21 protein-coding genes and 1 tRNA gene are annotated in these 25,605 nt (G+C 47.9%); 7 read left to right on the top strand and 15 right to left on the bottom strand.

Annotation, left to right across the window (positions count from 1 at the left end; all coding sequences use genetic code 11):
- Positions 1 to 96 precede the first annotated feature (96 nt).
- From GX441_06595 to GX441_06625, 7 genes are all read right to left on the bottom strand, one after another.
- Positions 97 to 1,587, bottom strand: coding sequence for a hypothetical protein (locus GX441_06595; GenBank protein ID NLI98312.1), 1,491 nt, complete (start codon positions 1,585 to 1,587; stop codon positions 97 to 99).
- Positions 1,588 to 1,598: 11 nt separating this feature from the next.
- Positions 1,599 to 3,680: a hypothetical protein gene (locus GX441_06600; GenBank protein NLI98313.1), complete on the bottom strand. Its 2,082-nt coding sequence runs from the start codon at positions 3,678 to 3,680 to the stop codon at positions 1,599 to 1,601.
- Between the two features lie 9 nt (positions 3,681 to 3,689).
- Complete coding sequence (locus tag GX441_06605) at positions 3,690 to 5,054, bottom strand: hypothetical protein (protein NLI98314.1); 1,365 nt, start codon at positions 5,052 to 5,054, stop codon at positions 3,690 to 3,692.
- 199 nt (positions 5,055 to 5,253) lie between these two features.
- Complete coding sequence (locus GX441_06610) at positions 5,254 to 5,895, bottom strand: hypothetical protein (GenBank protein ID NLI98315.1); 642 nt, start codon at positions 5,893 to 5,895, stop codon at positions 5,254 to 5,256.
- Between the two features lie 9 nt (positions 5,896 to 5,904).
- Entirely contained in the window at positions 5,905 to 7,203 is a 1,299-nt protein-coding gene (locus tag GX441_06615) for a hypothetical protein (GenBank protein NLI98316.1), read from the bottom strand.
- Between the two features lie 76 nt (positions 7,204 to 7,279).
- A complete protein-coding gene (locus GX441_06620) occupies positions 7,280 to 7,747 on the bottom strand; it encodes a hypothetical protein (GenBank protein ID NLI98317.1) in 468 nt (155 codons plus the stop codon).
- 15 nt (positions 7,748 to 7,762) lie between these two features.
- Positions 7,763 to 9,259 (bottom strand): hypothetical protein, encoded by a 1,497-nt coding sequence (locus tag GX441_06625; GenBank protein NLI98318.1) that lies wholly within the window; start codon positions 9,257 to 9,259, stop codon positions 7,763 to 7,765.
- A gap of 474 nt (positions 9,260 to 9,733) precedes the next feature.
- Between GX441_06625 and GX441_06630 the strand changes: the two genes are divergently transcribed.
- From GX441_06630 to GX441_06645, 4 genes are read left to right on the top strand one after another with little or no spacing between them, the layout of a single operon-like run.
- A complete protein-coding gene (locus GX441_06630) occupies positions 9,734 to 11,248 on the top strand; it encodes a bifunctional response regulator/alkaline phosphatase family protein (GenBank protein NLI98319.1) in 1,515 nt (504 codons plus the stop codon).
- Positions 11,249 to 11,260: 12 nt separating this feature from the next.
- Entirely contained in the window at positions 11,261 to 11,998 is a 738-nt protein-coding gene (locus tag GX441_06635) for a (Fe-S)-binding protein (GenBank protein ID NLI98320.1), read from the top strand.
- The gene (locus GX441_06640) at positions 11,995 to 13,272 is read left to right on the top strand and encodes a lactate utilization protein (GenBank protein ID NLI98321.1); all 1,278 of its coding nucleotides are present in this window, start codon (positions 11,995 to 11,997) and stop codon (positions 13,270 to 13,272) included. Before GX441_06635 ends, GX441_06640 begins: the two co-directional genes overlap by 4 nt.
- Positions 13,272 to 14,345 carry an Ldh family oxidoreductase gene (locus tag GX441_06645; protein ID NLI98322.1) on the top strand — a complete coding sequence of 358 codons (1,074 nt, stop codon included), beginning with the start codon at positions 13,272 to 13,274 and terminating at the stop codon, positions 14,343 to 14,345. Before GX441_06640 ends, GX441_06645 begins: the two co-directional genes overlap by 1 nt.
- Before the next feature lie 16 nt (positions 14,346 to 14,361).
- On the opposite strand, the gene GX441_06650 is transcribed toward GX441_06645, so the two are convergent.
- On the bottom strand, positions 14,362 to 15,177 hold the full coding sequence (locus tag GX441_06650) for a CPBP family intramembrane metalloprotease (protein NLI98323.1): 816 nt from the start codon (positions 15,175 to 15,177) through the stop codon (positions 14,362 to 14,364).
- A gap of 111 nt (positions 15,178 to 15,288) precedes the next feature.
- Here GX441_06650 and GX441_06655 point away from each other — a divergent pair, with 111 nt between their 5' ends.
- Both GX441_06655 and GX441_06660 read left to right on the top strand, forming a co-directional pair.
- Positions 15,289 to 16,056 carry an HAD family hydrolase gene (locus tag GX441_06655; protein NLI98324.1) on the top strand — a complete coding sequence of 256 codons (768 nt, stop codon included), beginning with the start codon at positions 15,289 to 15,291 and terminating at the stop codon, positions 16,054 to 16,056.
- Positions 16,057 to 16,111: 55 nt separating this feature from the next.
- Positions 16,112 to 16,564: a zinc ribbon domain-containing protein gene (locus GX441_06660; protein ID NLI98325.1), complete on the top strand. Its 453-nt coding sequence runs from the start codon at positions 16,112 to 16,114 to the stop codon at positions 16,562 to 16,564.
- Here GX441_06660 and GX441_06665 read toward each other — a convergent pair.
- From GX441_06665 to GX441_06695, 7 genes are all read right to left on the bottom strand, one after another.
- Positions 16,561 to 17,700: a radical SAM protein gene (locus tag GX441_06665; GenBank protein ID NLI98326.1), complete on the bottom strand. Its 1,140-nt coding sequence runs from the start codon at positions 17,698 to 17,700 to the stop codon at positions 16,561 to 16,563. The two genes, GX441_06660 and GX441_06665, sit on opposite strands and share 4 nt — an antisense overlap.
- Positions 17,701 to 17,829: 129 nt before the next feature.
- Positions 17,830 to 19,293, bottom strand: coding sequence for an amidohydrolase (locus GX441_06670; GenBank protein ID NLI98327.1), 1,464 nt, complete (start codon positions 19,291 to 19,293; stop codon positions 17,830 to 17,832).
- Positions 19,290 to 20,615 carry a 23S rRNA (uracil(1939)-C(5))-methyltransferase RlmD gene (gene rlmD, locus GX441_06675; protein ID NLI98328.1) on the bottom strand — a complete coding sequence of 442 codons (1,326 nt, stop codon included), beginning with the start codon at positions 20,613 to 20,615 and terminating at the stop codon, positions 19,290 to 19,292. The genes GX441_06670 and rlmD overlap by 4 nt, the downstream gene beginning before the upstream one ends.
- Positions 20,609 to 21,082: an LptE family protein gene (locus GX441_06680; GenBank protein NLI98329.1), complete on the bottom strand. Its 474-nt coding sequence runs from the start codon at positions 21,080 to 21,082 to the stop codon at positions 20,609 to 20,611. The genes rlmD and GX441_06680 overlap by 7 nt, the downstream gene beginning before the upstream one ends.
- A 63-nt stretch (positions 21,083 to 21,145) precedes the next feature.
- On the bottom strand, positions 21,146 to 22,015 hold the full coding sequence (locus GX441_06685; protein ID NLI98330.1) for a GNAT family N-acetyltransferase: 870 nt from the start codon (positions 22,013 to 22,015) through the stop codon (positions 21,146 to 21,148).
- Entirely contained in the window at positions 22,015 to 23,256 is a 1,242-nt protein-coding gene (locus GX441_06690; GenBank protein NLI98331.1) for an MATE family efflux transporter, read from the bottom strand. The genes GX441_06685 and GX441_06690 overlap by 1 nt, the downstream gene beginning before the upstream one ends.
- Before the next feature lie 134 nt (positions 23,257 to 23,390).
- Positions 23,391 to 24,890 (bottom strand): hypothetical protein, encoded by a 1,500-nt coding sequence (locus tag GX441_06695; protein ID NLI98332.1) that lies wholly within the window; start codon positions 24,888 to 24,890, stop codon positions 23,391 to 23,393.
- A gap of 241 nt (positions 24,891 to 25,131) precedes the next feature.
- Here GX441_06695 and GX441_06700 point away from each other — a divergent pair.
- A tRNA-Glu gene (locus GX441_06700) sits at positions 25,132 to 25,206 on the top strand.
- Positions 25,207 to 25,605 lie beyond the last annotated feature (399 nt).

Consider the following 25,605-nt stretch of genomic DNA (forward strand, 5'->3'; position numbering starts at 1 on the left):
ATACGTGCACAGCAGCCTGGGATACAGGAGTCCGGAGGAGTTCGAGGCCCTTTACTCCCAGCAAGTTCTTAAGGAAGCAATGTGAAATCTCTAAACTCATTTTACCTCAAATCTGTCTTGACAAATGGGTCGCACTACACCACCTGCGGAAGTTCTGTAACTTGCTCGAATAACCTCGTTGTTTTCATCGCCTTCGTGCCAAACAATTGTCAATCCATCAACGATTTCTGGATGTCCAGCTGCTTTACTATTGACCGTTGAAGCTATATTATATTGTGTAAATGAGCCAATTCCTGTTATCTTACCATCTTTAGAAATCACAGGTGCGGACAACAACCTAATGTATTGATCATTACTGCCTGTAATATACACTATGTATATTACTCCGTTGCTATAGCCTATTGACGGATACTTACCTTCTTCACTGCCGAATTTGTGCATTACGTAACTTGAACCGTTGAGAAGACTATAATAAAGATCGCTAGCTTTAGTTTTGTTTTCCCTTGCCACAATAACGAAAGCGTTTTGACCCAAGGAGACTACCGAAGGTTCTTTTAAACCTGCAAGGACAAAACTAGATAACGGCCATGGTCGCTCTTTATAGAGGTTGAAATGTGAGAATCTAATTTCATTGCCTACAGGAAAAGTAATACATGCATCATCGGTTGCACTGTCTATTGCAATTGATGGAGCTCCTTCCGTCATGTCGCTACTTGTTCGGGTAAGATCTTGTTTATACCACCCATCAACATCAACCATTCGAATGGTTGCACCTGATCCTAATTGACGAGGTTTTTTGTAGATTACAAAGGGGTGGCCCGATTTGTCGAGAGCAATTGCCGGGGTTGTAGCATAGATTGTATTATCAAGACCAAGTGTATACAACCCTCCATCCTCATCATCCAGTAGCATAGTGGACCATTTCTGTCCGTCATTTGAATAAGCATAGTTTAAAGTGAAAGCGCTCCCTAAAAAAGGGACATCTTTGTTACCGTAGCAAAGATGCAACCCACCAAATTGATCGGCTATTAGTTTTCTTCCTGTATTATACTGGGTTGCGTGCACATCTTCGGAAGGTAAAGTAACCGTTGGGGTTGCAGAAACCCACTTGATTCTGTATAAAGCACCCTGACCGGACGCAAGAAGATCGGTGTAGTATAAGGTACTGTAATTGCTAGAACTTGGCTGTGAAATCGGTGAAATTTGAGTAGGTGGATCGGTCGTCATGTCCCACACTTGATAGGTTCCAATAGGAAGACGAAGCTTAATGTGGAAAGTGGGAGTATAAATACCTATAGATCTATTCACGATCATAAAGTGTCTGTAACCATTATAGGGATCATAAAAAATACCGGCACTCAGATAAGCATTATTATCCGATCTAATAGTATCTATGTAGTAGAAATGGGCAATCTTGTAACTTACCATGGGAGCTTCAATATAGGTTCCATAATCACCAGCGTTTCCCATCTCATCAAAGGGATTCCACCAGGCATCGCCCGGTTCGGGCACTTGATCTTGCGCTGCGTAAAGAAACGCTCCCGATAACGCAAGAAGGACGAAAATAAAAGTCTTGATTCTTTTCATTGTACCCCTCCTTAGGGTCGATTGTCGTTGATTGCAACCGGCGCTGCGTTGGCGGGCGCTACGCGGTAGAGCTTGCCCTCGCCCGGCTCGAAGACCTGCGTGAAGACGTAACGGCCGCCTTCCCTGACAAGGGTCTGGGGGCTATCCTTATGAGCAATGTCGGTGAGGGTGAGGGAGTCCTCCTGGGGCCAGTGGCCGGCGTCGAGAGCGACCGAGACCGTGCGGTTGGTCATGTCGGCAATCCCCTCGCGGTTGACGAGCATGAAGTACTCGACACCTATCGGCTCGTAGGGATGGTCGAAGAGCGCAAGGTCCATGTAATCCACGCCCCACACGTCCGTCACATACTCGTGCGGGCAGGGGGAGGCCCAGTTGGGGTCTGTGGAGTTCAGGGAGTAGCCGTTCACCCAGTCAAGCTGCATGAGGGTTGTGTCGATTGCCTTTATCTCGGGGATGAGTTCATCGCGTAAGTAGGTGTATGTTTGATCGATTCTTCCAGTAGGTGAATGCCAATAAGTGTAGAGTGGATCGGAACTGGGTCTTCCAGAATTAAGAAAATGATGATTAGTGACATAGTTTGGATCACTGGCAGGACCTAAACCGAAAGGCCAACCCTGGCAATCGCGCATACCTACTTCAAGGGAACCTCCATTACCTTCAGCATTTGGAATTTGAACCTCCGGGTATTTGTTCGTTTCAGGGGTGGAAAGCCATCTGATGAAGAATATCCCTTTTGCCCCTCTTGAAAGCGCTATATAGATGGCACAACGAAATTCCGGTGGACAAGGTCTTCTTGCACCATTATCTATGACATGGGTGTAATTGACATCTAATCCTCTCCAGGCAGTCCCAATACCCATAAACCAACGTCGTTTTTGGCCTTCGCGTAACGGAGGGGTATTCCCGTATTTCTGCATATAAATGGCAGCGTTCTGGATACCAAGTTTCCTTTTTTCTCTGTCGGGTGCTATTGATAGGGTTCCGTAAAGCATGTTATCAAATATGCCCTGGTCTCCGTAATTAAGTTTCGCCAGTGCCCAGCCCTCATAGTATTCAATAAAGGCATCCAAATCCGGGACTCCCTCAAAGATGTTTACGTCTATCATTGCAAGAGGCCACAGTCCACCTTTACCGACTATCATCCGGTTTTTGCCATCCCAGCCGGTACAAGTGTCTTCCATACCTCTTACTCCATTGTGGTCGGGATTTAGATTGGTAGCCCCGGCGGCATTTTTGCCGAGAAACATTCTGTTTACCGCACCCCAAGCCCCTACTGTAGGTTTGGCATTAACATGAAAACCGACTTCTCCGGCATAGCTCAGTGGATCTTCGGTCATCAAGTTCCAACCCCAAATGTACTTATAGTGGTCTGAATTGTTATTGAAGTGAGAGTTCATATCAATAATAGCATTGTCGATCACCTTATGAAAGGAGGGATCGCCGAAGTATGAATAGTTGTTGGGATCTGTTGAAGTCCCGCTTATTCTTTTGAATTCATCAGGTCCAAAACCGCACCCGCTTGCTCCACTATAGTTCCAGGGTCTGAACATCGTTGATACTTTTTCATTCCAGTTATCAGGATTTCCCTCCCATTCTTTGTGATCGTATCTTGGTTCGTACCCTTCTGTTTGGTGCCAAGGCCATATCCAGTCATCCAGGTCATCTCCTTTATACTTTTTTTGTCCATGACAGTATATCTTTTCAACATATAATCCTAAAGGGATTATGAATATTGAATCGATATCTGGATTGTTAGGGGCATCTGAAAATGAAGGAGTGCAGACTTGATGCAAATAATTACTTTCATAAGGATGGGTTGATGTCGGTGTTTCAGGATACATATCAATCAAGTAACCCGCAAAACCATCCTCAATTCCGATGCAGTTTACCTTGAGATCACGTATCAAACTATACTCGTCTCCCCAAGTCATTCCAACATTTCCATACGGAATACTGTGATTACCTGTTGTTCCTAATCCGCTTAGCCCTATTGGAAAGAGATCAGGTTCGTAATACTCTGCCTTCATCGCAGGCGCCACAGCCAGCGCCAGAAGGCAGAGTGTTAATAGTTTTATAGTTATTTTGTTTTTCATAACCCCTCCTTAGGGTTTGTGGTTTATTGCTACGGGCGCCGCGTTTGCGGGCGCTACACGGTACAGCTTACCCTCGCCCGGCTCGAAGACCTGGGTGAACACAAATCGGTCGCCGTGGCGTTTGAGGGTTCGCGGGTGTTCCTTGTCTGCAATGTCGGTGAGGATAAGCGTATCCTCCTGCGGCCAGTGGCCGGCGTCGAGAGCTACGGAGACCGTCCTGTTTGTCATGTCGGCAATCCCTTCGCGGTTGACGAGCATAAAGTATTCAACACCCACAGGCTCGTACGGATGGTCGAACAAGGCCAGTTCCATGTAGGAGACGCCTGATACATCCATCACATACTCGTGCGGGCAGGGCGAGGCCCAGTCGGGACTTGTCGAGTTCAGGGAGTAGCCGTTCACCCAGTTCAGCTGCATGAGGACTGGTGCTATTGCCTTTATTTCAGGGATGAGGGAGTTCTTGAGATACAGATAAGTGCTGTCTCTTCGATTATCGTGCCAGTATGTATCACCGTCCCCATCGTTCAGCACATGACTTGCACTATTCGGTCCAGTACCATAGGGATACCCGTTATAATCACGAATCCCAACTTCGTAGCCTGTTCTGTCATCCCAGCTCCAATCTATGCAGGGAATAGTCATTTCTGGATAAGCAATTATAGCATCTCCGCCCCCATTTTCGTTAACCGGAGACAAAAGCCAAGGCATAAAGAATATCCCTTTTGCTCCACGTGAAAGTGAAAGATAAACGGCACACCTTATCTCAGGAGGGCAAGGTCTCCTGGCGTAAGCCTTACTGTTTCCATCTATATCAATATGGTACCAGCTTAGCCCTACGCCAGATATCCATCGTCTCTTCTGGCCAGGCTGAAGATTGGAGCTTCCGTATTTCTGCATGTAGATAGCTGCATTGTGAATACCGAACTTCCTTTTCTCGTAACTTGAACCCCCTAATTCATCCCACTCTTCCTTTGTCGGTCCGTAGAGGTACTGATTGAAAAGCGCTTGTTCGCCATAATCATATATCGCCCCACACCACATCTCGCTGTATTCGAGGAAAGCGTCGAGTTGCGGAACTTCGGCAAAGATGTTAATGTCAGCGGCGTTAAGATGATTGCAGCTGCCTTTGGAAATGACCATTCTGTAAGAATCTCCATCTACCCCTCGGACACCCTGATGTTCTGCACCTTCACCCGTAAGTACCCTGTTAACTGCACCCCAGCACCCTTTCTTAACGTCGTAATTCACAAACCTAGCCGTATTTCCCCTAATCGTAGCGGGGTCTTCAACCAGCATATTCCAGCCTATAATGTAGTCTCCATCATCATTGCCTGTAAAGCGATCTTCAAGATCGCTTATACTGATATCTATCATGTCGCACCAGGCTTTATCGCCGTTATACGATTCTCCCTGATAGTCGTATACCTTTCCATCAGGATCGTCTGTACCGTCTGTGAACTCGTCACATCCATAACCATGATATTGATGAGCGCCTACCCAATCACGAAAGATTGTTGCTGGACTGCAAGTATGAGTGCAGTAATCATTCTCATAACGTTTGTGGAGATTATCTTTATCTGTATAAACTGATTTGTCGTGGAAGAAAGGAAGCTCGGTTCCTATACTCTCTATCTGACTTTATTAAAGTATCCCGCCATGTCGTATCATCTCCATCAACATTGACGATTATGCCTTTCCCTATTCTCTCCCATGGAAAAAGTGCATAATCACCTTCGGTTACGTGCCACATGTCTGTTAAATCCAGTTTGTAAATCCTTGCACGACCGTGAACAATTGCTTCTTCAATGTAAAGGCCGTTTAGCATGATATATACTCTCTTACTCGTATCCTGGTCATCCGACGGCATACAAACCTTGTTAAGATAATCGTTGTTCCCAGGAGAATTGGGATTCAAGCCAATCATATAACTTGGCATTGCATCCGAACACCCTATGCAGTTCACCCCAAGGGAGTAGATGAGAGACTGTTCGTTGTTGGTTCCTTGATCCCAGTACCAAATTCTTTCTTCGTTTTGATCCTTTACGTGTCCATAAGGGCAGTTAAAACCGTCCGGGTCACCACCTGTATAATTCAATCCAGTCAACCCGATGGGGAAAAAATCGGGCTTGTAGTAGCCTGCCTTGAGAAAGGTTACGACACTTACTAAAGCTATGCAAGCGACCAGGAGCTTGCTTTGAAGTTTTAAGGATTTCATCTCATCCTCCTAGCGAACCAGCACTACTTTGGCTGTTTTTAATTGATTGCGGCTATCCAACGCCTGGATGAAGTACACCCCAGGCGGGTAGTTAATGCCCCACGTCATAGCTCCCTCAATTCCGCCGCCTCTGATTCGATCAACCTTGCGGCCTGAAACATCGAAGACATTAGCGTGGAAGCCCTGGGGTAGACCTTGATAGTGAAGTACAACATAGCTGCCGATGGAGTGAGGAACATTCCAGCCGTTGTCGGATTCGACAATCGGGTTTTCTATGATACCAAGGAGACCGAGGGAGTCAGTTTTAATTAAGCAAAGGTCACCATCTTTTTCACCCGTTAAGATAAAGCCTTTGTCGTTGGTTTTAGAAACACAATTGAGAGAGCCTGAACCATAACTTCTTTCCCACTTAGCAATACCATTAGAATCAGTTTTAATTAACCATGTACTCCCTTGAGTGTTGTCGTTTAAACACCTTTGAGCTAACAATTCACCTGTAAGAACATAATTCAGGGTAACTGTTTCTTGTACATGGCTGCCATTCCTGTATTCATGTGTCCAAAGGGTATCGCCTGATACGTCAATTTTAAGCAAACCAAAGTTCGCTAGAGCAATAAATTGTCCTTCACTAGTTTCTCTTACACATCGACCAATTTCGTAATCGCCCCAATTCTCTCCACCTTGAACATACGACCATTGTATTTCACCTAAAGAATCTGTTTTTAGCAACCAAAAGGCTTGTTTTGCGTTTTCGAAAGTAGTGTCACCGAGATATCCTACAGCAAGGTATCCTCCATCCGAAGAACTCTCAACGAAGTGGCCCAAACTATAAGTCCAACCCGATAACAAGTATGATCTAAACCATAAACTGTCTCCGGTTGAATCCGTCTTTATTAATACAAGTTTGCCTAGATAATCTACCGTTGCACCAGTGAGAATGAAACCGCCATCTTGAGTAGGTCTAACACAACGGGAGTAGAAACCGTAATCCTTTGACCATAAAGTATCTCCTGATGAATCCGTTTTTGTTAAATCAGGCACACCCGCAAGGATATAGCAGCCATCATCTGTTTGCTCTACCCATTTACCACCCCCAATTGTATCCGCCCACATTATTTCACCTAGGCTGTCCGTTTTAATTAGCCATCCTGGCGAACCCCCGATTACACCTGAGACTATGTACCCACCGTCGGTTGTCTGTTGTGCGCATCTTCCGAGTTCGCCTTTTTCACTACTGCCGTAGGTTCTCATCCACCCGGCGTAAGCCATGCTTGCGGCCAGCAGGGTTATTAAAGCTAAACGTTTCATCGCATCCTCCAATTGGTTTATACCCAAATGTTAAGCTTTTTGAGTTGTTTTTCAAGCGCATTTATCAAATGCTCAATTAATCCTCTAAGTTTAGACTGTCTGCCAAACTATCAATAATCAGGCTGTCTATAAGCTCTGTTATATCTACAAACTCTATTATGTATATATGCTCAGCGTTGGTGGAGTCGCCGTCATCCATGAACGACGGTATGCAAACCCGATATAAGTAATTGTTTTGATTGCGACATATAGTAGTATCGAAGCTTCCGATGTAACGGATGTACGCATCCTGCCCGCCTATGCAGTTCACGCCGAGGGCAAAGATGAGGGACTTCTCGGCATTCCATGTCCATTGGTTAGGTCTTACATTGCTGTAAGGGCAATTGTCCTGATGTGGAAAGGGAAGATTCCCAGTAAAGTTCAGACCGGTCAATCCTATCGGGAAGAAATCTGGTTTGTAGTAGCCTGCCTTGAGCAAGGCAACGATACTGACTAAAGCTATGCAAGCGAAAAAAATCTTACTTGAGTTCTTTGTTGATTTCATCTCATCCTCCTCGTGCTAGCGAACCAGCACTACTTTGGCTGTTTTTAATTGATTGCGGCTATCCAACGCCTGGATGAAGTATACACCTGCGGGTATTACCCTGCCTCCAGCGTCTCTTCCTTCCCATAAGATCCTTTCTTCACCAGGTTTTAGTTCTAAGGCGTTCACCCTACGCCCGAGTGCATCGTAGATGAACACCATCATTGTCTGATTCTCACCTCCTTTCCGTGAGAAAAAGAGTTCCACTTTATCCCTGAAGGGATTTGGAGAAGCCTTTAGAACGCATTCCTCAAATGGTTCCGGCGTCTCCTCGATGCCCTCGAACACCTCCAGCGTATCGAACAGCTTTCCGTAGATGTTGAAATTGCCTTCATGGTTGTCCGTCCAGACCAGCAGGTACTTATCACCTCCAAACGCAATAGCAGGCTGTTTATCTACCGGACTTTTTTGCACAACATAGCCAGATTTGAGAATCCCGCCGAGCGTGTCTACTTCTATTGCATAAAGGTGACTGGTGTTGTTTGAGAAACGATTCTCCCAGCAGCACACGAAGTTTTCCTTGCCGTATGCCGCATCAGGAGAATACAGCTTTATTTCATCACCCAAGTCAGCTATCGTCGCTGAATCCTTCACAGGCATACCGGTCGAATCCAACAGGTCAAAACCGATTTTATATTTATTCTTACTAACACCCATTTCCCATATTTCGCTTGCCAAGAAGAAATTTGTTTTACTTGAAGTAAGGGTTTGATATTTAATGCACCCATCATCATTAGGGTTACGGTATACATCCCGGCCCAGCTGGAAGTTCCATCCTATGCCTTGGATTATCATGCTATCATCGAGAAAAACACCAGAATCCCAACAAGAAGTTATGACCAGAAATCTTTTGCCACCCCAGCAGCCTGTTGAAGGTTCGAATTCGCCGTGAACGGTGGATGACAGCCATATATCCTGTTGAGCTGAACCTGTGCTATCAAGACCTACGCACATGCTCCAGGCGTGAAAATCCTCCGGTGTCTCGTGACTAGCCTTAAATAAAGAAAAGAAGTGTTCTTTACCGAACATTACAATCGGAGCACTTATTGCCAAACACTCAAGGCTTCCGACTATCCCAACCGTATTATACAACGAATCTCCTGGGCGTGAAAACTCTCGATGTACAACACCCCAAACGTCATTTCCAAACTCATCATAGCCTACCATTTTCCTTGCCTCAACCGCAATCCTGTCAGGCGCTGCTGCCAAGCACGGGTAACGAACCGGACCGGGGTAGGTTCCTTTGTTTAACAATTCTACTTCGTTGGTCAGAAACTCTCCTTTATCGTCCACCCTTATGCCGCGTATAGTTCCCTGGGCATCATCCTGCCAAACCACCCAGAACGCCTCGCCGTCCCAGCACACGTCCGGGTAGCGCTGGTCGCCTGTAGCCGTTGTTATAGGGAACTCTAAAGAACTTGCTCTAAGAAGAGCAAATGCCATTCCTAGGATTGTTATCACTATTTTTTTCATTTCGTTACTCCTCTGTAGTTTTCGTGCTGGCATCTTAATGCCGATATCCCTGCACGATAATACTTCAATTTCAAACCCTGTTTGAATGATAACATCATTTTTCGCTAAAACAGACCAAGCACGATTAACTCTACTCTTGATTGTGCATTGTTAATGGGATTTCCTCTAAGTATTCCTTCTTGACTGCCCGCTTTGAGAGGCATACCTGCTTCCTCCTTTACAGTCCATTATTCACCCTCTATTAAGTCTTCCTCCTGTCGAATATGTAATTGTATTTTTTTCTCAACCTTGTCAAGTATTGTGACTGATAATTGCTTTTTTTATACTACCGATAGTATCTTCGATTGCCTGAGGTTCATAACAAAACTGCCGCAAGCCCAGAAAAAGTTGCATCAAATTACATAATAACTGCAGTCGCGTTCAGGTTCGATTTGTTTAAGGTTGACAGGCATCCTCTTCGGAATATCCTTGAGCATGCGAATTTTATGGATAGATGACGAGATTGCCCTTCTCAAGCCCCACATATACGGCTTGAACGAAAGGGGGTACGAGGTAGAAACCGCGGCAAACGGTCCTGACGGCCTCGAACTATTGAAAAAGAAGGACTTTGATCTGGTTCTACTGGATGAGATAATGCCCGGCATGGACGGCATTGAAACGCTTACGGCGATAAGGGCGGAAAGCGAGGATATCCTTGTTGCGATAGTCACCAAGAGCGAGGAGGAGGAACTCGTCGACTCGGCGTTCGGGAAACTTGCAGACGATTTTATCATAAAGCCCATCTCGCCCACTCAACTCGGTTCGGTCATAAAAAGGCTTCTCGAACGCAAGAAGCTCGTCAAGGACAACATGAGCCGCGAGTACACCCAGGAGATGGCCTCTACGGATATGCCCGCAACGTGGGAGCAGTGGGTCGAGGCGTACCGCAGGGACGTGCGCTGGGAGCTTCGCTTCAAGCGCTTCGGCGACGAGGGCCTGCGGGTCCTCGGCGACGAACAGCGAGACCAGATGCGGCGCGAGTTCAGCCTTTTTATCGAGCGCAATTACCCCGGCTGGATAAAGGGCGAGGCTGGCCCTACTCTATCACCGGCAGTACTCTCAAAGTACATTCTGCCGATTTTAAAAAGCGGCAGAGAGGTCGTCTTCTTCCTGTTCGACTCCATGCGGCTCGACCAGTTTCAGGTTCTTCTTCCCTTCTTCAAGGAATACTTCGACACGAAGGTCGAATACACCTGCTCTATACTGCCTACTGCAACTCCTTATGCTCGCAACGCGCTCTTTGCGGGGCTCTACCCTCAGGAGATAGCCGAGCGCTATCCTTCGTACTGGGTCTGGGACCAGAAGGGCCAGAACCGCTACGAGGAGGAGCTTCTGAGGGAGCTGTTGAAGAGGGAGCGAACGCCGGCATCCACCCTCTACCTCAAGAACCAGCGCAGCCAGGACGCCGCGAGGGACGCGGACACGCTCATCTCTCGCAACGAGAAGCTCAAGATATTCATACTCAACTTCCTGGACGCGCTCATTCATTCCGTGAAGCCCAATACCCTTCTTGAGGAGATGGTGCCTTCGGACTACGCGCTCGTCGACATGACAAGAGGCTGGTTCGCGAACTCCATCTTCCCCAACCTCATAGAGACGCTTTCGGAAAGAGGCGTCGCGGTCGTTCTAACCACCGACCACGGGTTTCTCAGGGTCGAACACCCCACGATAATCAAGGGCGGCAGGGAGATATCGGCCAACCTCAGATACAAGTACGGTCCTGCCCTCACGGTCGACCCGAAGGACGCCGTGAACCTTTCTGACCCTAGGGTCTACAAACTTCCGGGCTTTTCGAGACAGACCAACTTCGTTATAGCGAAGCGCGATTCGTATTTTATATATCCCACTAAACCCAAGGAGTACGAGGCGCAGTATAAGCACACGCTTCAGCACGGCGGCATATCGCCCGAGGAGATGATACTTCCATTGGGAATCTTTACCCCGCGATAAAGGAGCTATTGAATGTCAAAAAAAGAGACAATCGGAGTGTTCTTCGGATGCACCACTACGGGTGCGCCGGAGCTTCTAAAGGGCCTTGAGGGATTTCTTGCCAAGGCGAAGATAGCCTACCTTCCTCTAGGCAAGGATATCTGCTGCGGCGTGCCCCTTCTATTGTCAGGTTACGCGGAGGAAGCCAAGACGCATGCGGAAAAAGTGGCTGATGTACTGAGTGCGGCAGGCATATCAAGGCTCGTTACATCGTGCCCGCACTGCTACGCGATGTTCTCGTGCGAGTTCGAGCCCAGGTTCGGCATTAAGCTCGGCTTCGAGGTTCTGCACTTCGTCGAGTTCGCGAGCGAGCTTCTGGATAAGGGAAAGCTCAAGTTAAGAAACCACAAGGACGCAAGGATACTTTATCACGACCCGTGCGGCATCGGAAGACAAGGCAAAGGGCTTTTCGATGAGCCCAGAAAGGTTCTTAGAGAATGCGTTGAGATAGTGGAGGCGGACAGAAACAGAATGCTCGGTACGTGCTGCGGAGGAGGAGGTCTTCTGCGGGCGTCGCTGCCTAAGCTTGCTGTAGCCGCGGCAAGGCGCAAGATAGCTGACGACGTTCTGCCCAAGGATGTTGGGACTATCGTAACCTCGTGTCCGTTCTGCACGCTGAACCTTTCGGACGGCGCAGCCGAGATTGAGGGAAAGAAACTGAACGTCTTCGACCTGCCGCAGTTTCTCAGCGAGAATATGGAGGAACGATGAGCGAAAACGGAATCCAGTTTAACGAATATAAACGCAATATCTACAAGGCTCTTAAGGACAAGTTCCTGCGGACCGCACTCGAGCGTGCGGTAAAATCGTTCAGGGAGAACCGGGATAAGGCCCTTCAAGCCTTCCCTGAGGTAGTGGAGAAGCGCAAGATTCTTCAGGACGTAAAGGACAAGGTCATTGACAATCTCTCGGAGTACACCGCCCGCGCCCGCGAGGCGCTCGAAAAAAACAGGGCAAAAACCTACTTCGCGGAGGATGCGGAGAAGGTAAACGAGCTTCTGAAGAAGATAATAGGAACCGGCAAAACGATAGTCAAGGCGAAATCGATAACGTCCGAGGAGTTCGAGTTCAATCATGTCATGACCGAGCACGGCAACGCCGTATACGAGACCGACCTCGGCGAGTTCATTGTCCAGCTTCTGGACGAACGTCCCATGCACATACTTGCGCCTGCCGTACACGTTCCCAGGGAGCGGACTGCTGAGATTTTCTCAAAAGTTGCAGGACGAGAGATGCCAACAGATCCTGAGAAATTGACGATGTTTGCAAGGGAGTTTCTTAGAGACAAGTACTTCAAGGCCGATGTGGGGTTCTCAGGCGCAAACTTCATCACGGCGGATACCGGAACCATCTTCCTCGTGGAGAACGAAGGCAACATCCGTTTTGCAACTAACGCGCCTGAGGTTCATGTTGCTGTCATCGGCGTTGAGAAGCTCATGCCCTCCCTCTCGGATGCAATGCTCGGGCTCGAGGTTCTCATGCGCTACGCCGGATACCTGGTTACATCCTACGTCTCCATGATCTCTGGTCCTTCGAAGACCGGGGATATTGAGAAGGTTATTGTCTATGGCGCGCACGGACCAAAGGAGCTGCACGTCATCTTCCTCGATAACGGCAGGACTAAAGCGGCGAAAGACCCCGTATACAGGGATATGCTCAGGTGTCTGAGATGCGGGGCGTGCATGTACGAGTGCGCCATATACCCACTTGTCTCAGGACACTGGGGCTACCGCTACATGGGAGGTATAGGAGTGCCCTGGACCGCTCTCGTGTCTGGAGGTCTGGAAAAGGCGGCGCCTTTGGCTTATTCCTGCGCCCTTTGCGGTCGCTGCAAGGAGGTCTGTCCTGCAGGAATAGACTCCTCTAAGCTCATCGAGAGGCTCCGGGACGATTTGAAGAAAGAAGGTCTGGTTCCGGAGTTCATCAGAGACATGGCGGAAACGCTAATTAAGACCGGAACCCCTTATCCTAAGAAGGAGAATTGATGCCAAGACTCGCTGTAAAGCCCGTAAGAGAAAGCGTAATCAGCATATTCGAGAAGCTTGGAGCGCCTAGAGAGAATGCGGAGATAACGACTGACGTTCTCGTTGCGTCCGACAGAAGGGGAATAGAGTCTCACGGCCTTGCAAGGCTCGGACGCTACGTGGGCGATATAAAGAAAGGAGCCATAGACCCGAAAGCCGAACCGCAGATACTAAAGGAGACGCCGGGAACGTTGATGGTAGATGCAAAAGCTGGACTCGGACAGGTTGCAAGCGTGAAGATAATGAAAGCCGTTATGCAGAAGGCAAAAAAACAAGGAATCGCATCTGCCGTAATCCGAAATTCGAACCACTACGGAATTGCAGGATACACGGCGATGATGGCTCTCAAGCAGGACTTGATAGGAATGTCCGTGACGAACACCGCTCCACTGGTAGTGCCCACCTTCGGCAAGGACGCGGTTCTCGGAACGAATCCTGTGGCTATAGCGGTTCCCGCAGGCAGGGAGAAACCCTTCGTTCTCGATATGGCGACTTCAACCGTGCCGAGGGGAAAGCTCGAGGTCTACGAGAGGCAGCAAAAGAAGATGCCTGAGACCTGGGCCACAGATGAGCTAGGTCACTCTTCTACGGATCCGGCAAGAGTTCTCAAGAACATGATAGAACGCAAGGGTGGAGGACTTGCTCCTCTTGGCGGACCGGGCGAGGAATCCGCAGGATACAAGGGCTACGGCCTTGCCGCAGTGGTCGAGATACTTTCAGGAGGCCTGGGGCTTGCCTCAATGCTGACAGAGATTTACGGCAGGAAGGACTCACCTCCCGATGTCTCGCACTTCCTCATGGCGATCGATCCCGCGGCATTCGGCAAACTTGATGAGTTCAAATCGAGAATGGATTCGTTCATAAGGATGCTGAAGGACGCTCCGAAAGCGGAGGGCGAGGAGCGAATATGGATAGCGGGAGAGAAGGAATGGGAGGCCGAGGAACGAAACAAGGACGAAATCGATCTCGATGAACCGACGTTAAATAAGATAAGGGAAATTGGGGCCGATTTGGGCGTCTCGATTGCTTTTTAGAATCCGGTCAGCAGGATTAAGAGCTTGGCTGTTTTTTCTGGGTAATCCAGAGAACGACAGCAACGATGCCTGCAAGAGCCACTATGCCGATTATGGACGAATAGGGATGTGAAATCCGGTTAGCGGCGCCGTTTGTGAAAAGATCCGCGAGCAACATCTGGGGAAGCATTGCAAGCACAGGCGCAAGAAGGTTCCTGGTAAGTCTTGCAATAGCCGCAAGAAGGACTCCCATCAGGAGCGTGTAGGGGAATATTCCGCCCCAGAAAAATCCCCATGAGGCGTAGACTGAAGGCAGCGTAACATCCATTCCCCAAGTAAAAAGGGGTGATATGCCGTAGAGGAGACCGCATCCCAGTACTGCGGGAAGGAATCCGTAAGAACGCTCGAAATGCGAAGCAATCCAGCCTCTGTAGAAAAACTCTATAGCGAGAAGATGAAAAAAGGTTCCAAGCAAGTAAGCAATAAAGTTCAAGAAAGGCGGAAATCTTAGTGTCTGGCCTGAACCAAGAGAACGTGAAACCGAAATCCAAGCTAGGAACAGACCCAGGGTCAATCCCATTATTAAAGCGGCGCCGATTCTCCTTTTGCTTATTCCAATATACTCCAGCGTCTGTTTCTCTGCAAGCCTGATGAATAAAAGAGGCAGTACGAAAAACATTAAATCCAGAAGCGGTGTAATCCATTCTAACATCAGAGGCGCAAATGAACCGCCTGCGCGCGCTATCTGGAGTACGGCTCCGGAAAGCGCCCACATGGAAAAAGGTGCAATATCAGTCCATCTGGGGTTCCATCTAAATATCTTGAATTGACTTATCGCATCGTTATCTGGCATTGCGCTTATTTTCCTTTACTTCTGGATATTGTCAACACTAAGCATACAGAAATACGGAGCTTCTAGTTGTTGAATGATTGACAGGCGTGTATATATGGATATCCTTATTTCGTGAGCAATAAAATACTCGAAGGAATAAAGGCGATTTCATTCGATTTCTGGTACACCATAGCTCGTTACGAAACCGAGGCTGAGTGGGGAAAACAGGACAGGATAAGGGTAGAGGCTTTCTCGAGAATACTTCGCGATTACGGAATAGAATTGTCCGAAGAACAAATAGAGGTTACGCTTCTTGAGGTCGGAACCGAATGCGAAGCCGAACGACTGACAAGTGAAATAGAGGTTCCATCGCGTGAAGTAGTTTCAAGAATCCTTACAAGGCTTGGACTACGCAAACGTATAGCTGGCGGTCTTTCCGTGCTCCTCAGGGCATTCGATGAAGCGCTTCTCCAGGTGAAGGTTGTGCCCGAAGCAAATGCAATGGAGGTGCTTGCAGAGCTTAAAAAAAGAGGCTATCCGCTGGCACTCCTTTCGAATACCTCGCACGGACATATTATAAGGCGTATAATGGACAGAGAGGGTTTGAGCCAGTTTTTTTCCCATCTTCTGTACACCGACGAAATAGGCCCGAGGAAACCCAACCCTAAGGCTTTCGAGATAATGCTCGAACGTCTGGGTTCAAAAGCGGAAGAGACCATGCACGTCGGTGACAGGCACGAACTAGACATACTTGGTTCCAGACGTTCACACATAAGGAGTGTTTTATACATACCTCTAGGTAACTGCTGGCAGGACGGCATGCCTAAACCCGATTTCTGCATTCATAACCTGAGGGAAATTATTAAGGACGAGGGGGGCGAGGAGGGCAAGGAGGTCTAGTACTCAGAAGAGACTACAACTGAATTACTGAATTGATGTTTTTCTGGAGGTATAAATGGATTCGACGAATATTTGTCTGGCATTCGTTGCATTGATTATAGCGGTCGCGTCGTTCGTAAGCACAGTTTATGCATCTTACCTTCTGGGGAAAAGGGAGGATAAAGGTACTCTTGGATTCCTGCTTGGTTTCTTCATGGGCTGGCTTGGATTGCTCATCATGTGCATGATAACGAGGGATGCACACTCACCTGAGGGGAAAAAGACACTTTCTCCAGAACTTGTTTCGCTGCATAGCTGCGGCGCATGCGGAAAACCCACTCCTGCAACAGCGCATTTCTGTTCTAACTGCGGACAAAGATTGAACACGCCTCGCGATCCGTCCTACGACACACCGATACTTTCAAGCTGGAATCAGAATTCTACCCAGAATGTTCGCTGCTCGAGATGCCGCAGCGCGTCTCCACCCGGTTCAAATTTCTGCATACACTGCGGTCAGCATGCCGGTTAGAGGCTATTTTTTTGCGACTGCCTCTTCAGGGAATTAAGATTTAAGGGGTATAGAAGCGACATCATCAGTCCGCGAACCTCGCTCTTTAAGGACGATATGTAGAGTTCATCCTTGGCGTCGCATATCTCGCTGCATACAGGGAAAGGATCCCTGCCTACCCTGGAGATGAATTCGTGGTGCTCCCGACTGAACCATATGTCTCTCGCTCTCTTCTCGCGGATATTTCCGAACGAATACTCGCCCATTGCGGTGCATGCTATGAAATTGCCAACAGGGTCGACATTTACGAAATAGTGATAGGGACAGCGGAACAGGGAGTGCCTGCCTTCTATAGCGCCCATAAGCCTCTCGAGAATTCTTTTAATTCTTTCGGACTTTCTATCGACGAGTCCCATACGGACTATCTCGTTTCTGAGCCAGCGCACCTGGGATTTGGAGGGTTTCAGCGATTCTCCAACAGGAATCATGTGGGTGCGCGCGATTTGTCTGCCCTTGAATACTGTCTTGCCAACCGCTTCGGTCGTGTTCTCCCAGACAATACCAAAGGCAAGACCGTCAAGTTTTTCTTTTGCTACGAATCTGTACATATCGGGTATATGCTCGATGTTCAGTCTTGTCAATACCGCATAGATGTCGATTGAAGGATAGGGCGAACCAAGTTCCTCTTTGGCTTGTTTGAGAATCTCTATTCCCCTGCGTGACCGCTCCCAGGCCCCTTTCACGCCCCTAAGCTTGTCGTTCATCTCGTCAGGGGAATCTACGGAAAACCGAACATCCGAGACGCCGGCTTTAATGAGTTCTTTAGCAATCTCGGGCGTCATCGCCATTCCGTTCGTTATCAGATTGCATCCCGTGAACTGGCGGATGTAGCGCACTATCTCCGGAAGGTCCCCGCGAAGCAAAGGTTCAGTGGATGTGATGCGGAAACGCTTCACGTGGAGATCCTTAACGAGCTGGTAGACCATATCCTTAATCTCGTTCGTCGTGAGTTTTTCGGATTCCTTCTGCCAGTGCATCTGCCACCGCTGACAGATGATGCATCTCTGGTTGCAGACCGTATTCACGGAAAGGTTTGCCACAGGCGGGTAGCCTTGTGAAAAGAGCCTCACTTCTTCAACTGCGCGCTTAAGATTCATGGTTTATTTTAATCATCAAGAGATTCAAGGCAATATCTTAATATCCGTTTTTGCCTGAGTTAATGAAACTTCGAATAATTGAGAGTTGACCAGCATTACTAGGAAAACCTTGAGTATGTGTCAATTGGATTATGGCAGCAAACCGGAAACCAGCTTACCTTTTTTTATTACCGCCTTTGGCCGGAAATCGAGAGTGAGATAGGGGTCTTTATCAAACACCAGGAGGTCGGCCTCGAGTCCATCCTTTATCGAGCCTATCTCGTTCTCCGCGTGCAGCGCATACGCGGCGTTAGAGGTGTAAGCCTGAAGAGCTTCTTCTACCGTAATTCGCTCTTCTTTAATAGGGTGGTTCAGAAAAGCCTTAATACCTTCGTCAGGATCGGGAGTCGTTATGGGAGCGTCCGAGCCTGCAGCAAGCTTTATGCCAGCCTTCTTAGCTGAACTGAAAGGATTCGTCCATCTTCTGCGCTCACCCAACCTTTCGGAATACATTCCCGTATCCCATCCCCATATAATCTCGAAAAGCGGCTGGACGGAAAGAATTATTCCGAGACGCGCCGTCTTCTCTATCAAGTCAGGAGGAAGAAGCTCCGCGTGTTCAATCCTGTGTCTCAGCGGATTCCCCTTACCTATAACTTTTTCGTAAACGTTCAATATCAGCTCAATGGCTTCGTCGCCTATGGCATGGAAGGTCATCTGAAGCCCTGCATCGTTCGCGGACTGCACCAGCTGATAAAGTTCTTTTTTTGAAAAATAGAGTATTCCATTATTACCTGGCGCGTCGCTATAGGGCTCTCTCAATGCAGCCGTTCTCGACCCTAAAGAACCGTCTATCAATATGCAGCCGCCGAGTCTTGTCAGATTATATTCGCAAACTCTCTTGATATCCTTGTTCTGGGGAAAGATATGTGCAGTAAGCTTAAGTCCTGCTCCGAGAGAGTTGATTATTTCCACGTCATCCAGAGTCATGTCGTTGCCGGTCATAATTCCGGCAGACGTCACACCTTTAGAAAGCAAATCATGGTCTGCGAGTTTGAATGCTTCAACTCTTATATCCCGAGGTATTCTTTCCTGCATTCGCTCCACGGCAAGCTCGTTGAACCGGCCTATCAAGGGTTCATTTGCCGTCTCGATAGGCTGATCGTACAATAGCCAGCGTCTTGCGGCCCTATTCATGTATACGGAATGCCCGTCCTCCCTCCTTACGAAGATGGGAATATCCTTAGAAATCCTGTCAAGCTCGTCTGAGGAGGGTTCCCAGTTGGATTCTTTTAGTCTTTCTGGAGCAAGATTAAAAGCGTATAGAAAACCGTGCTCCTGGGCTTCATTGAGTTTCTCTGCAAGCATCTCCAGGACTTCGTGAGACCTTGAAACCTCCCTGAGGTCGAGAAACAAAAGCAAGAGACCGTGTTCGAGAAGGTGAATGTGGGAATCTATATATCCTGGAAGCAGAAACTTATTCTCAAGAATCATGCATTCAGGCATTGATTCGAAACGGCCGGTTTTGATAATACCGTTATCATCGATAAGAAGATCCGCGTTCTTAGACTCCGACGGCGGAGTATGCAATCTTGAATTGCGGAAAAGAATCATGATGACTCCAGAAGACTCGCAATCTCAATGTGAGAAGTTTTTGGAAACATATCAAGCAAGGCTGCCCTGGTTAATGAGTAACCTGCTTCGTTAAAGTAGGCTAAGTCTCTAGCCCACGTAGAGGGGTTGCATGATACATAGATTATCTTGGCAGGTTTCTTTACGAGGGTTTTGGATATCAACTCTGGCGCCAGTCCCTTCCTGGGCGGGTCAAAGATACATACGTTAAAATTAACTGCATCAATGAGTCTCGCGGCATCTCCCTGTAGCCATTCTACGTTTGATAAACCGTTTATCTCTGCGTTGTGCTTGCCATCCTGGCATGTCTTTTCTGACGACTCGATAGCCTTTATTTCTTTGACGTATTTAGCAAGGGAAAGCCCTATAAGACCGACTCCGGCATATACGTCGCATACAACTTCATCTCCCCCTGGGTCAAGATAGGCTTTCACAATCTCAAGAAGTTTCAATGCCTGAGAATGATTTGCCTGGAAAAAGGACTCGAAGGAGACCCTTAATCTGAGACCTGCAACTTCTTCTATAAGATGCCCCGCACCGCTTATGACGTGCGTCGCGCCGCCTGTGATTCTGTTGCCTTGTTGAGGGTTGACGTTGTGAACGACGCCCGAAATATCGCCCATTCCCTCAAGCATTTTTTTAACTGTTTCATGCTCTAATGAATCCTTGAAAGTGACCAAGCCGACAAGACGGTCTCCCAGACTTGATCTTCTGAGTATGACATGACGCAGATTCCCTTTGCCCGTAAGTTCGTTGTAGCAAGGTTCATCCGACTCGCCCAGGAGAAGGCGCACTCGCTTCAAGTCCTGCATGCATGCACTATCGAGTACCGGGCACTCCTCGATATCGACGACCTTGTGGCTCTTTGCCCTGTAGTAACCGATCAAGGGAGCAGGTCTATGCCCGGCTACAGGATGCTCGCTCTTGCTGCGGTATTCCCATTCTTTTACTGAAGGGTACGGCTCGAATGAATCGAAGCTAATCTTGGCCTGCCTCGACAGGATTTCCTTAACCATTCCTTCTTTTATCCTCACCTCTTCTTCGTACGAGACGTGCTGGAACTGGCATCCGCCGCATACACCATAATGTCTGCACGGAGGTTGAATCCGGGACGAGGATGAATCAAGATACTCGACGACGCGACCGACTGAGTAGTCCTTCTTTTCTTTTACGACGTCTACTTTCACGCGTTCACCGGGAAGTGTATAAGGAATAAAGATGATTCTTCCGTCCGGAAGATGTCCCAGGCCGTCTCCGCCCGATATTACTTTTTCAACCTGAATATCAAGAGATGACTTTACCATGCAATCAGCGTATTTCGGATTATGTCCTCGCGAACAAGTTTGAGCAGCCGATTCAGAGCTTCCTGTTCGTCAAGACCGGCTTCGTAATCTTTGTTAACCGAATATCCACCGCCCCAAAGGTTGCTGTTTTTAATCATGTCCTTGCAATCTGCAGTGTAGTTAATGCTGTAATTCCATTTCAGGACGTTTCTCGAAGCGTCAAAAACCGAAGCGGTTTTTTTGTATGCAGTTATCTCGATCTTCAAAACCAAATCAGCGGAAGCGTCAGGAGACACTCTCAGCCTGCCGCTTTGGGTAAATCCGGAAACCAGTTCGTCAAAAAGCCTCTCCGCGAGAAGGGGCTGAAGGGTTTTGTTTTCGATTTGAGATATATAAATCGTTTTCAAATAAGAAGGAAGAAGCGAACTTGTTGAATAGCCGCAGCATGAGATGAGAAAAAGGAATACGAGCGAGAGATTTTTCCGCATTCTGAATTATCCAGTCTATCGTAGGAAAGTCAAGTCTATTGAACAGTTGCGATGAAGCTTTTATTAGCGAAACGCAGGCAATGGATACTCGAAAACAATCACCTTTTCGATGTCCTTGCTTCTTTTCATACCAAATCTCTCGAGTATTCCCTTCTTGCGCTCTGAAACCGCAAAAGCGTCCATGTAATCATCGCTGGCTTTTTGTTCAAAACGTCTTTGTGCAAAAACCGAGAGTTCAGAAACCGACTCCTCAGAACCCTCGAGAAACGCTACTTCATAATTGAGGGACGAATACCTGTTCTTTAAGAGAACTAGTACACCCCCTGTGTCTTCCGTTGAAAAGACGAACCCTTCTTGCGCCAATCGGCTGAAGAGCTCTTCCGTAAAGTCATAGAACTCCCAGGTGTGAGGAAGAAGCTTTTTAGAAAGATGGTACTCTTCGCTTTCCTGGATGATGCACCATGCTTTCTTGATCATTTGTTCACCTCGGAGAGTTACGATATTCAAATCTTCCCTCAAAGGAACTCCGGGACTCCCGTAGTCCTCATAGAATTGAAACAAAACACGCTCCACGAAGCCCAAAGACTTGCTGATGGAGATGCTGGCTTTATTCCTGTCTGCAGTTGAGAGCCTTATGCTCCGTGGATGAGTGGCAAGAGCCATCTCGAGCTGGCGCTTCGCTATCTCCATGCCCAGACCTTTCCCCCTCTCCTCCTCTGCGACCCTTATAGCCTCGAACCATAGTTCTCCTTTAGAAAGCTCGGTTGTCTTGGTAATGCCGACGATTTTTTTTCCCGCCTCGGCTACGAACAGCCCCTTCTCAGCAAGCCAGGTATCGATGAAAAGGGGGACGTAGTCCCATCCTTCCCACGTGTGGGTGGCGATTTTAAGGATGCCGTCCCTGTCCTGGGGAATCGCTTCTCTGAGAACCATTATACCGCGACCTTTTTCCAGCGTCCGGTCGAAAAGAATATGCCGTTTACTGCAGTCTCTGCGACAACGGAGATACCGATGGCCAGCCAGATACCGGAAGTTTCGAGCTTTGCGACGATGCCGAGAATGAGCGCGAGGGGCAGTTTAACCGCCCAGTTGCCTATAACGGATGCTACCGCAGGTCCAATTGTGTAGCCGGCTCCATACTGAGCGCCCATCCAGGCATTAGATAACGGAACGAACAGAAGGAAGGGCGCAACAATCCTGAGATAACGTGAACCTACATCGATTACCTCAGCCTGACCAGGACTGAACAGAGATACCAGCCACCTTGCGCCCAGAAAGATTGCGAGCGACAAAAAAAACTGCAAGAGTATTCCTGCGATATAGCTCGAACGAACAACCCCTTCAGCTTTTGAGACTGAACCTTCTCCAAGGGATTGACCCACAAGGGATTGAGTCGCTACGCTCAATCCTACGAGAAAAATGAAAGGTATTCCAATGATGCGCAGACCTACCGTAAATGCTGCCTGAGCCGTAACCCCGAACACGGCGGCAACTGAAAACATAAGCATGCCTGTTAACGGTCTGGTTATTCCCTGTATGAGAGCAAAAAAACCTATTTTTAGGAAACTCCAGATGAACTGTATCTTGGGAACAACGAACGTCAAAAGTCGCTTCCTGGACGCGGTAACGACTGCAAGAATCAATCCGGAAAAGGACGCTATGCCTGTTGCAACACCTGCTCCTAGCACGCCTAACTTCGGGAAACCTAGCCAGCCGAAAATGAACAGTGGATCGAGTGCGATGTTGATTACGTTCGCAAGAAAAGAAACGATAAGCGGAGAAAGACTGTCACCGGTCGCTTGAAGCCCGGTATAGATTACGGTCGACATATATACGATGGGAAGGATTGAAAAAAGCGCTATAAGGTAAGGCGTGCCGATGGCAACAACTTCTTTGCCCGAACCGAAGAGCGTCAATATAGACCTGCTCAAAGGAATGCCTGCAACGGCAATAACAATACCGAGAACGACTGCTACAACAAGGCCGTTGAATAAGTAAACCCTTGCCCTCTCCACATCTTTTGCACCGGTATAGCGGGCTACAAACGCCATTGTTCCTGCAGTTGAAAGTTGTGAGAGCGCTATCAATACGCCGAATACCGACCCCGATACTCCAACCGCCGCAAGAGCAATCTTGCCCAGACGTCCGACCCATAACGCATCCACGATACTCATAAGCTCTGAAAAAAAGGCTGATAGAGCGACAGGCCAGGCTATTTTTGTTAAGAGGGATAAAGTCTTACTCTTACTAACACTCTCAATCAAGAAAAGTCCTTATGATGTCCCCACTTCCTTTTTTGCTTAGCGGTCTACTGAGCGCCCCGGGGCAATCGTCCGCTAGGCGGCTGTTCTGTAGGTGGAGGCGTAACAGGTTCCTTAGGTGTTGTGTCCTGAACTTCCGGCTGTATCACGGGAGTCTGGGGCACCGTGTCTTGCCCTGGTACTTCGCCCTCAATAGGTTTAGGGTTGTGTATGGCGTTTATCTCCCGCCATAACTTGAGAGCCTCGTCCTCCTGAACTCGTGCGAATCTGAGGTAGTTAATCTGGCTTCTGCGCTTCTCCGGGGTCCAGTCGAACTGGCTGGTCATCTCTTGAGGATAAGGAATACAGCTATCTTCATCGCAGGCAGCTGTTAGATATTCCACCTCGGTTTTATACAGCTTCGAAATAGAGATGAGTTTAGCCTGAACGTCAGGAAACTCCGGAGCAATGCGTTCAAGATATGTGGCGGCAAAACTCCTATCCTCTATCAACTGGGTAAACATCGTATAATTAGTTAAAACTATCGTGTCAAAATCCTCTTGCGGGATGTCCTGGAATTTTCCTGTTTCAAGGGTCTGCAGCCAGAAGTTTATTCCAGCCATACCGCAGTAGTAGTCGGAAACCTTTTCGGTATCAAGAACTTCCTCCGCTATAGCGAACGACCGGACAATGGCCTCTCTGCGGGTTGGCGGAACCGTGCGACCTTCTATCAGGCAGACTTTTCTTGGAAAAGCCTCTGCAAGCGTATACCCTTCTCTAAGACTTCTATAGGTTCTGACTATGAACTCCCTGCCGCCTCTCTGGTAACCGGTAATGATTCCCCAGTCAGGATACATGGTCATTCCGAAACCAAGCACTGGACTGCCTGCATCGATGGTCTGAAGGATTGATTGACGCATTGACTCGCGGTTGTTTTCAGTCTTTTCAAGCTCCAGGTTTTTGTATTCGTAACCCAGCGCCTTAAGGGCCGCCAGATCGCATCTATATCCCTCAGATGCCTGCGTCGCCATCATCGACCAGTCTCTAGATATCTGGAACCTGAAAGCGGCTCCGGAAAGACCCATAAGCATTGTATAATCGAGATTATCCTTCAGAAAGTTTGACGCTCGTGTAAGTGAAAGGATGTAGGAGTTGTTCATGCCGTCATTTTCCTTTAAAGGACCTATTCCTTGAAGCATCACCGCGTCCGAGGAGTATGTCAGTTCGGGTAGTCGCTGTTCAAGGTAGAGACCCATGGGGCCTGCAGGAAACATGAAGCTGAGATTTTCTTCGCCTCTGTCAATGATAACTTCTACGGAGTCCACGGCCATGTTCTTAGCCGCCTCAAGCTCTTCAATTGATTGAACGCCGTTTCCATTATAGGCGCGCAAGATATCGCCCTCGTGAATCTTGAGCTGTGCAGCGACGCTGCCCGGCACGATTCCTATTACAACAAGAAATGGCTCTTCCCCATTTTTATTCGAACGTCCCCCTCCTTTAGCGGCATGCACAGCCACAAAACATCCTGATACGAAGATAAGTGTTGCAAATCTCCAAACCAACTTCATTTTGCCTCCTTGAACATCTTCAATGAAAATTCCTCAACCGGCTTTATTGTGCCAGTTGTCGATAAGTAATGTATTCTTTTTTAATACAGCATGATTGTACAATCATTACTGCAGGAAATAGTTTACTCCAAAATATGAATCTTGCAAGCCCCCCCCATGACAATTATATAGCTTATTTTTAAGCGTTCTAATCTTGACAAAACCGACTTTAGAGGTAAAATTCACCTCACAATTAGTGTACGGCGCTATCGTCTAGTCTGGCCCAGGACATCTGGTTCTCAGCCAGAAGACTGGGGTTCGAATCCCCATAGCGCTATTAAACCCAAAGTAAAACGGCGTTTTCCTTTGGGAATCCGATTAACGGTCCCCCGACAGTTACAACGTACCTGCCGGGGGACTCTTTTAAGTTCACATAGGACAATAGCTTATCCTTTTAAGAGGTGATTCTTTTTCCCAAGGATACAGGTTGAGTGTTGCTATGCAGGTCGAAATTACGGAAGCACTACTGGAGAACGACACGGTTTCCGCTGGGTGATAAAGGGGTCAGGATTAAAGGTGTGCTGTCGAGAATTACTCCGACCCGTCAGGTCAGGATTAGAGATACGGGTTAAAAATCGTAATCAGCATTAAAGAAACGCGGTCAGGAATCCAGGACAGAAACTGGTCAAAAGATGGTCAAAAGCTGGTCAAATCATGGTCAAAAGATGGTCAAATA

It is taken from the genome of bacterium (genome assembly GCA_012517375.1).
Lineage (GTDB): Bacteria > Hydrothermota > Tepidihabitantia > B3-TA06 > B3-TA06 > JAAYVC01.

Excerpts from the sequence above, each read along its gene's own strand:
- GX441_06595 (NLI98312.1), bottom strand. The coding sequence starts at position 1,587 with ATGAAAAGAATCAAGACTTTTATTTTCGTCCTTCTTGCGTTATCGGGA.
- GX441_06600 (NLI98313.1), bottom strand. The coding sequence starts at position 3,680 with ATGAAAAACAAAATAACTATAAAACTATTAACACTCTGCCTTCTGGCG.
- GX441_06605 (NLI98314.1), bottom strand. The coding sequence starts at position 5,054 with ATGATAGATATCAGTATAAGCGATCTTGAAGATCGCTTTACAGGCAAT.
- GX441_06610 (NLI98315.1), bottom strand. The coding sequence starts at position 5,895 with ATGAAATCCTTAAAACTTCAAAGCAAGCTCCTGGTCGCTTGCATAGCT.
- GX441_06615 (NLI98316.1), bottom strand. The coding sequence starts at position 7,203 with ATGAAACGTTTAGCTTTAATAACCCTGCTGGCCGCAAGCATGGCTTAC.
- GX441_06620 (NLI98317.1), bottom strand. The coding sequence starts at position 7,747 with ATGAAATCAACAAAGAACTCAAGTAAGATTTTTTTCGCTTGCATAGCT.
- GX441_06625 (NLI98318.1), bottom strand. The coding sequence starts at position 9,259 with ATGAAAAAAATAGTGATAACAATCCTAGGAATGGCATTTGCTCTTCTT.
- GX441_06630 (NLI98319.1), top strand. The coding sequence starts at position 9,734 with ATGCGAATTTTATGGATAGATGACGAGATTGCCCTTCTCAAGCCCCAC.
- GX441_06635 (NLI98320.1), top strand. The coding sequence starts at position 11,261 with ATGTCAAAAAAAGAGACAATCGGAGTGTTCTTCGGATGCACCACTACG.
- GX441_06640 (NLI98321.1), top strand. The coding sequence starts at position 11,995 with ATGAGCGAAAACGGAATCCAGTTTAACGAATATAAACGCAATATCTAC.
- GX441_06645 (NLI98322.1), top strand. The coding sequence starts at position 13,272 with ATGCCAAGACTCGCTGTAAAGCCCGTAAGAGAAAGCGTAATCAGCATA.
- GX441_06650 (NLI98323.1), bottom strand. The coding sequence starts at position 15,177 with ATGCCAGATAACGATGCGATAAGTCAATTCAAGATATTTAGATGGAAC.
- GX441_06660 (NLI98325.1), top strand. The coding sequence starts at position 16,112 with ATGGATTCGACGAATATTTGTCTGGCATTCGTTGCATTGATTATAGCG.
- GX441_06665 (NLI98326.1), bottom strand. The coding sequence starts at position 17,700 with ATGAATCTTAAGCGCGCAGTTGAAGAAGTGAGGCTCTTTTCACAAGGC.
- GX441_06670 (NLI98327.1), bottom strand. The coding sequence starts at position 19,293 with ATGATTCTTTTCCGCAATTCAAGATTGCATACTCCGCCGTCGGAGTCT.
- rlmD (NLI98328.1), bottom strand. The coding sequence starts at position 20,615 with ATGGTAAAGTCATCTCTTGATATTCAGGTTGAAAAAGTAATATCGGGC.
- GX441_06680 (NLI98329.1), bottom strand. The coding sequence starts at position 21,082 with ATGCGGAAAAATCTCTCGCTCGTATTCCTTTTTCTCATCTCATGCTGC.
- GX441_06685 (NLI98330.1), bottom strand. The coding sequence starts at position 22,015 with ATGGTTCTCAGAGAAGCGATTCCCCAGGACAGGGACGGCATCCTTAAA.
- GX441_06690 (NLI98331.1), bottom strand. The coding sequence starts at position 23,256 with ATGAGTATCGTGGATGCGTTATGGGTCGGACGTCTGGGCAAGATTGCT.
- GX441_06695 (NLI98332.1), bottom strand. The coding sequence starts at position 24,890 with ATGAAGTTGGTTTGGAGATTTGCAACACTTATCTTCGTATCAGGATGT.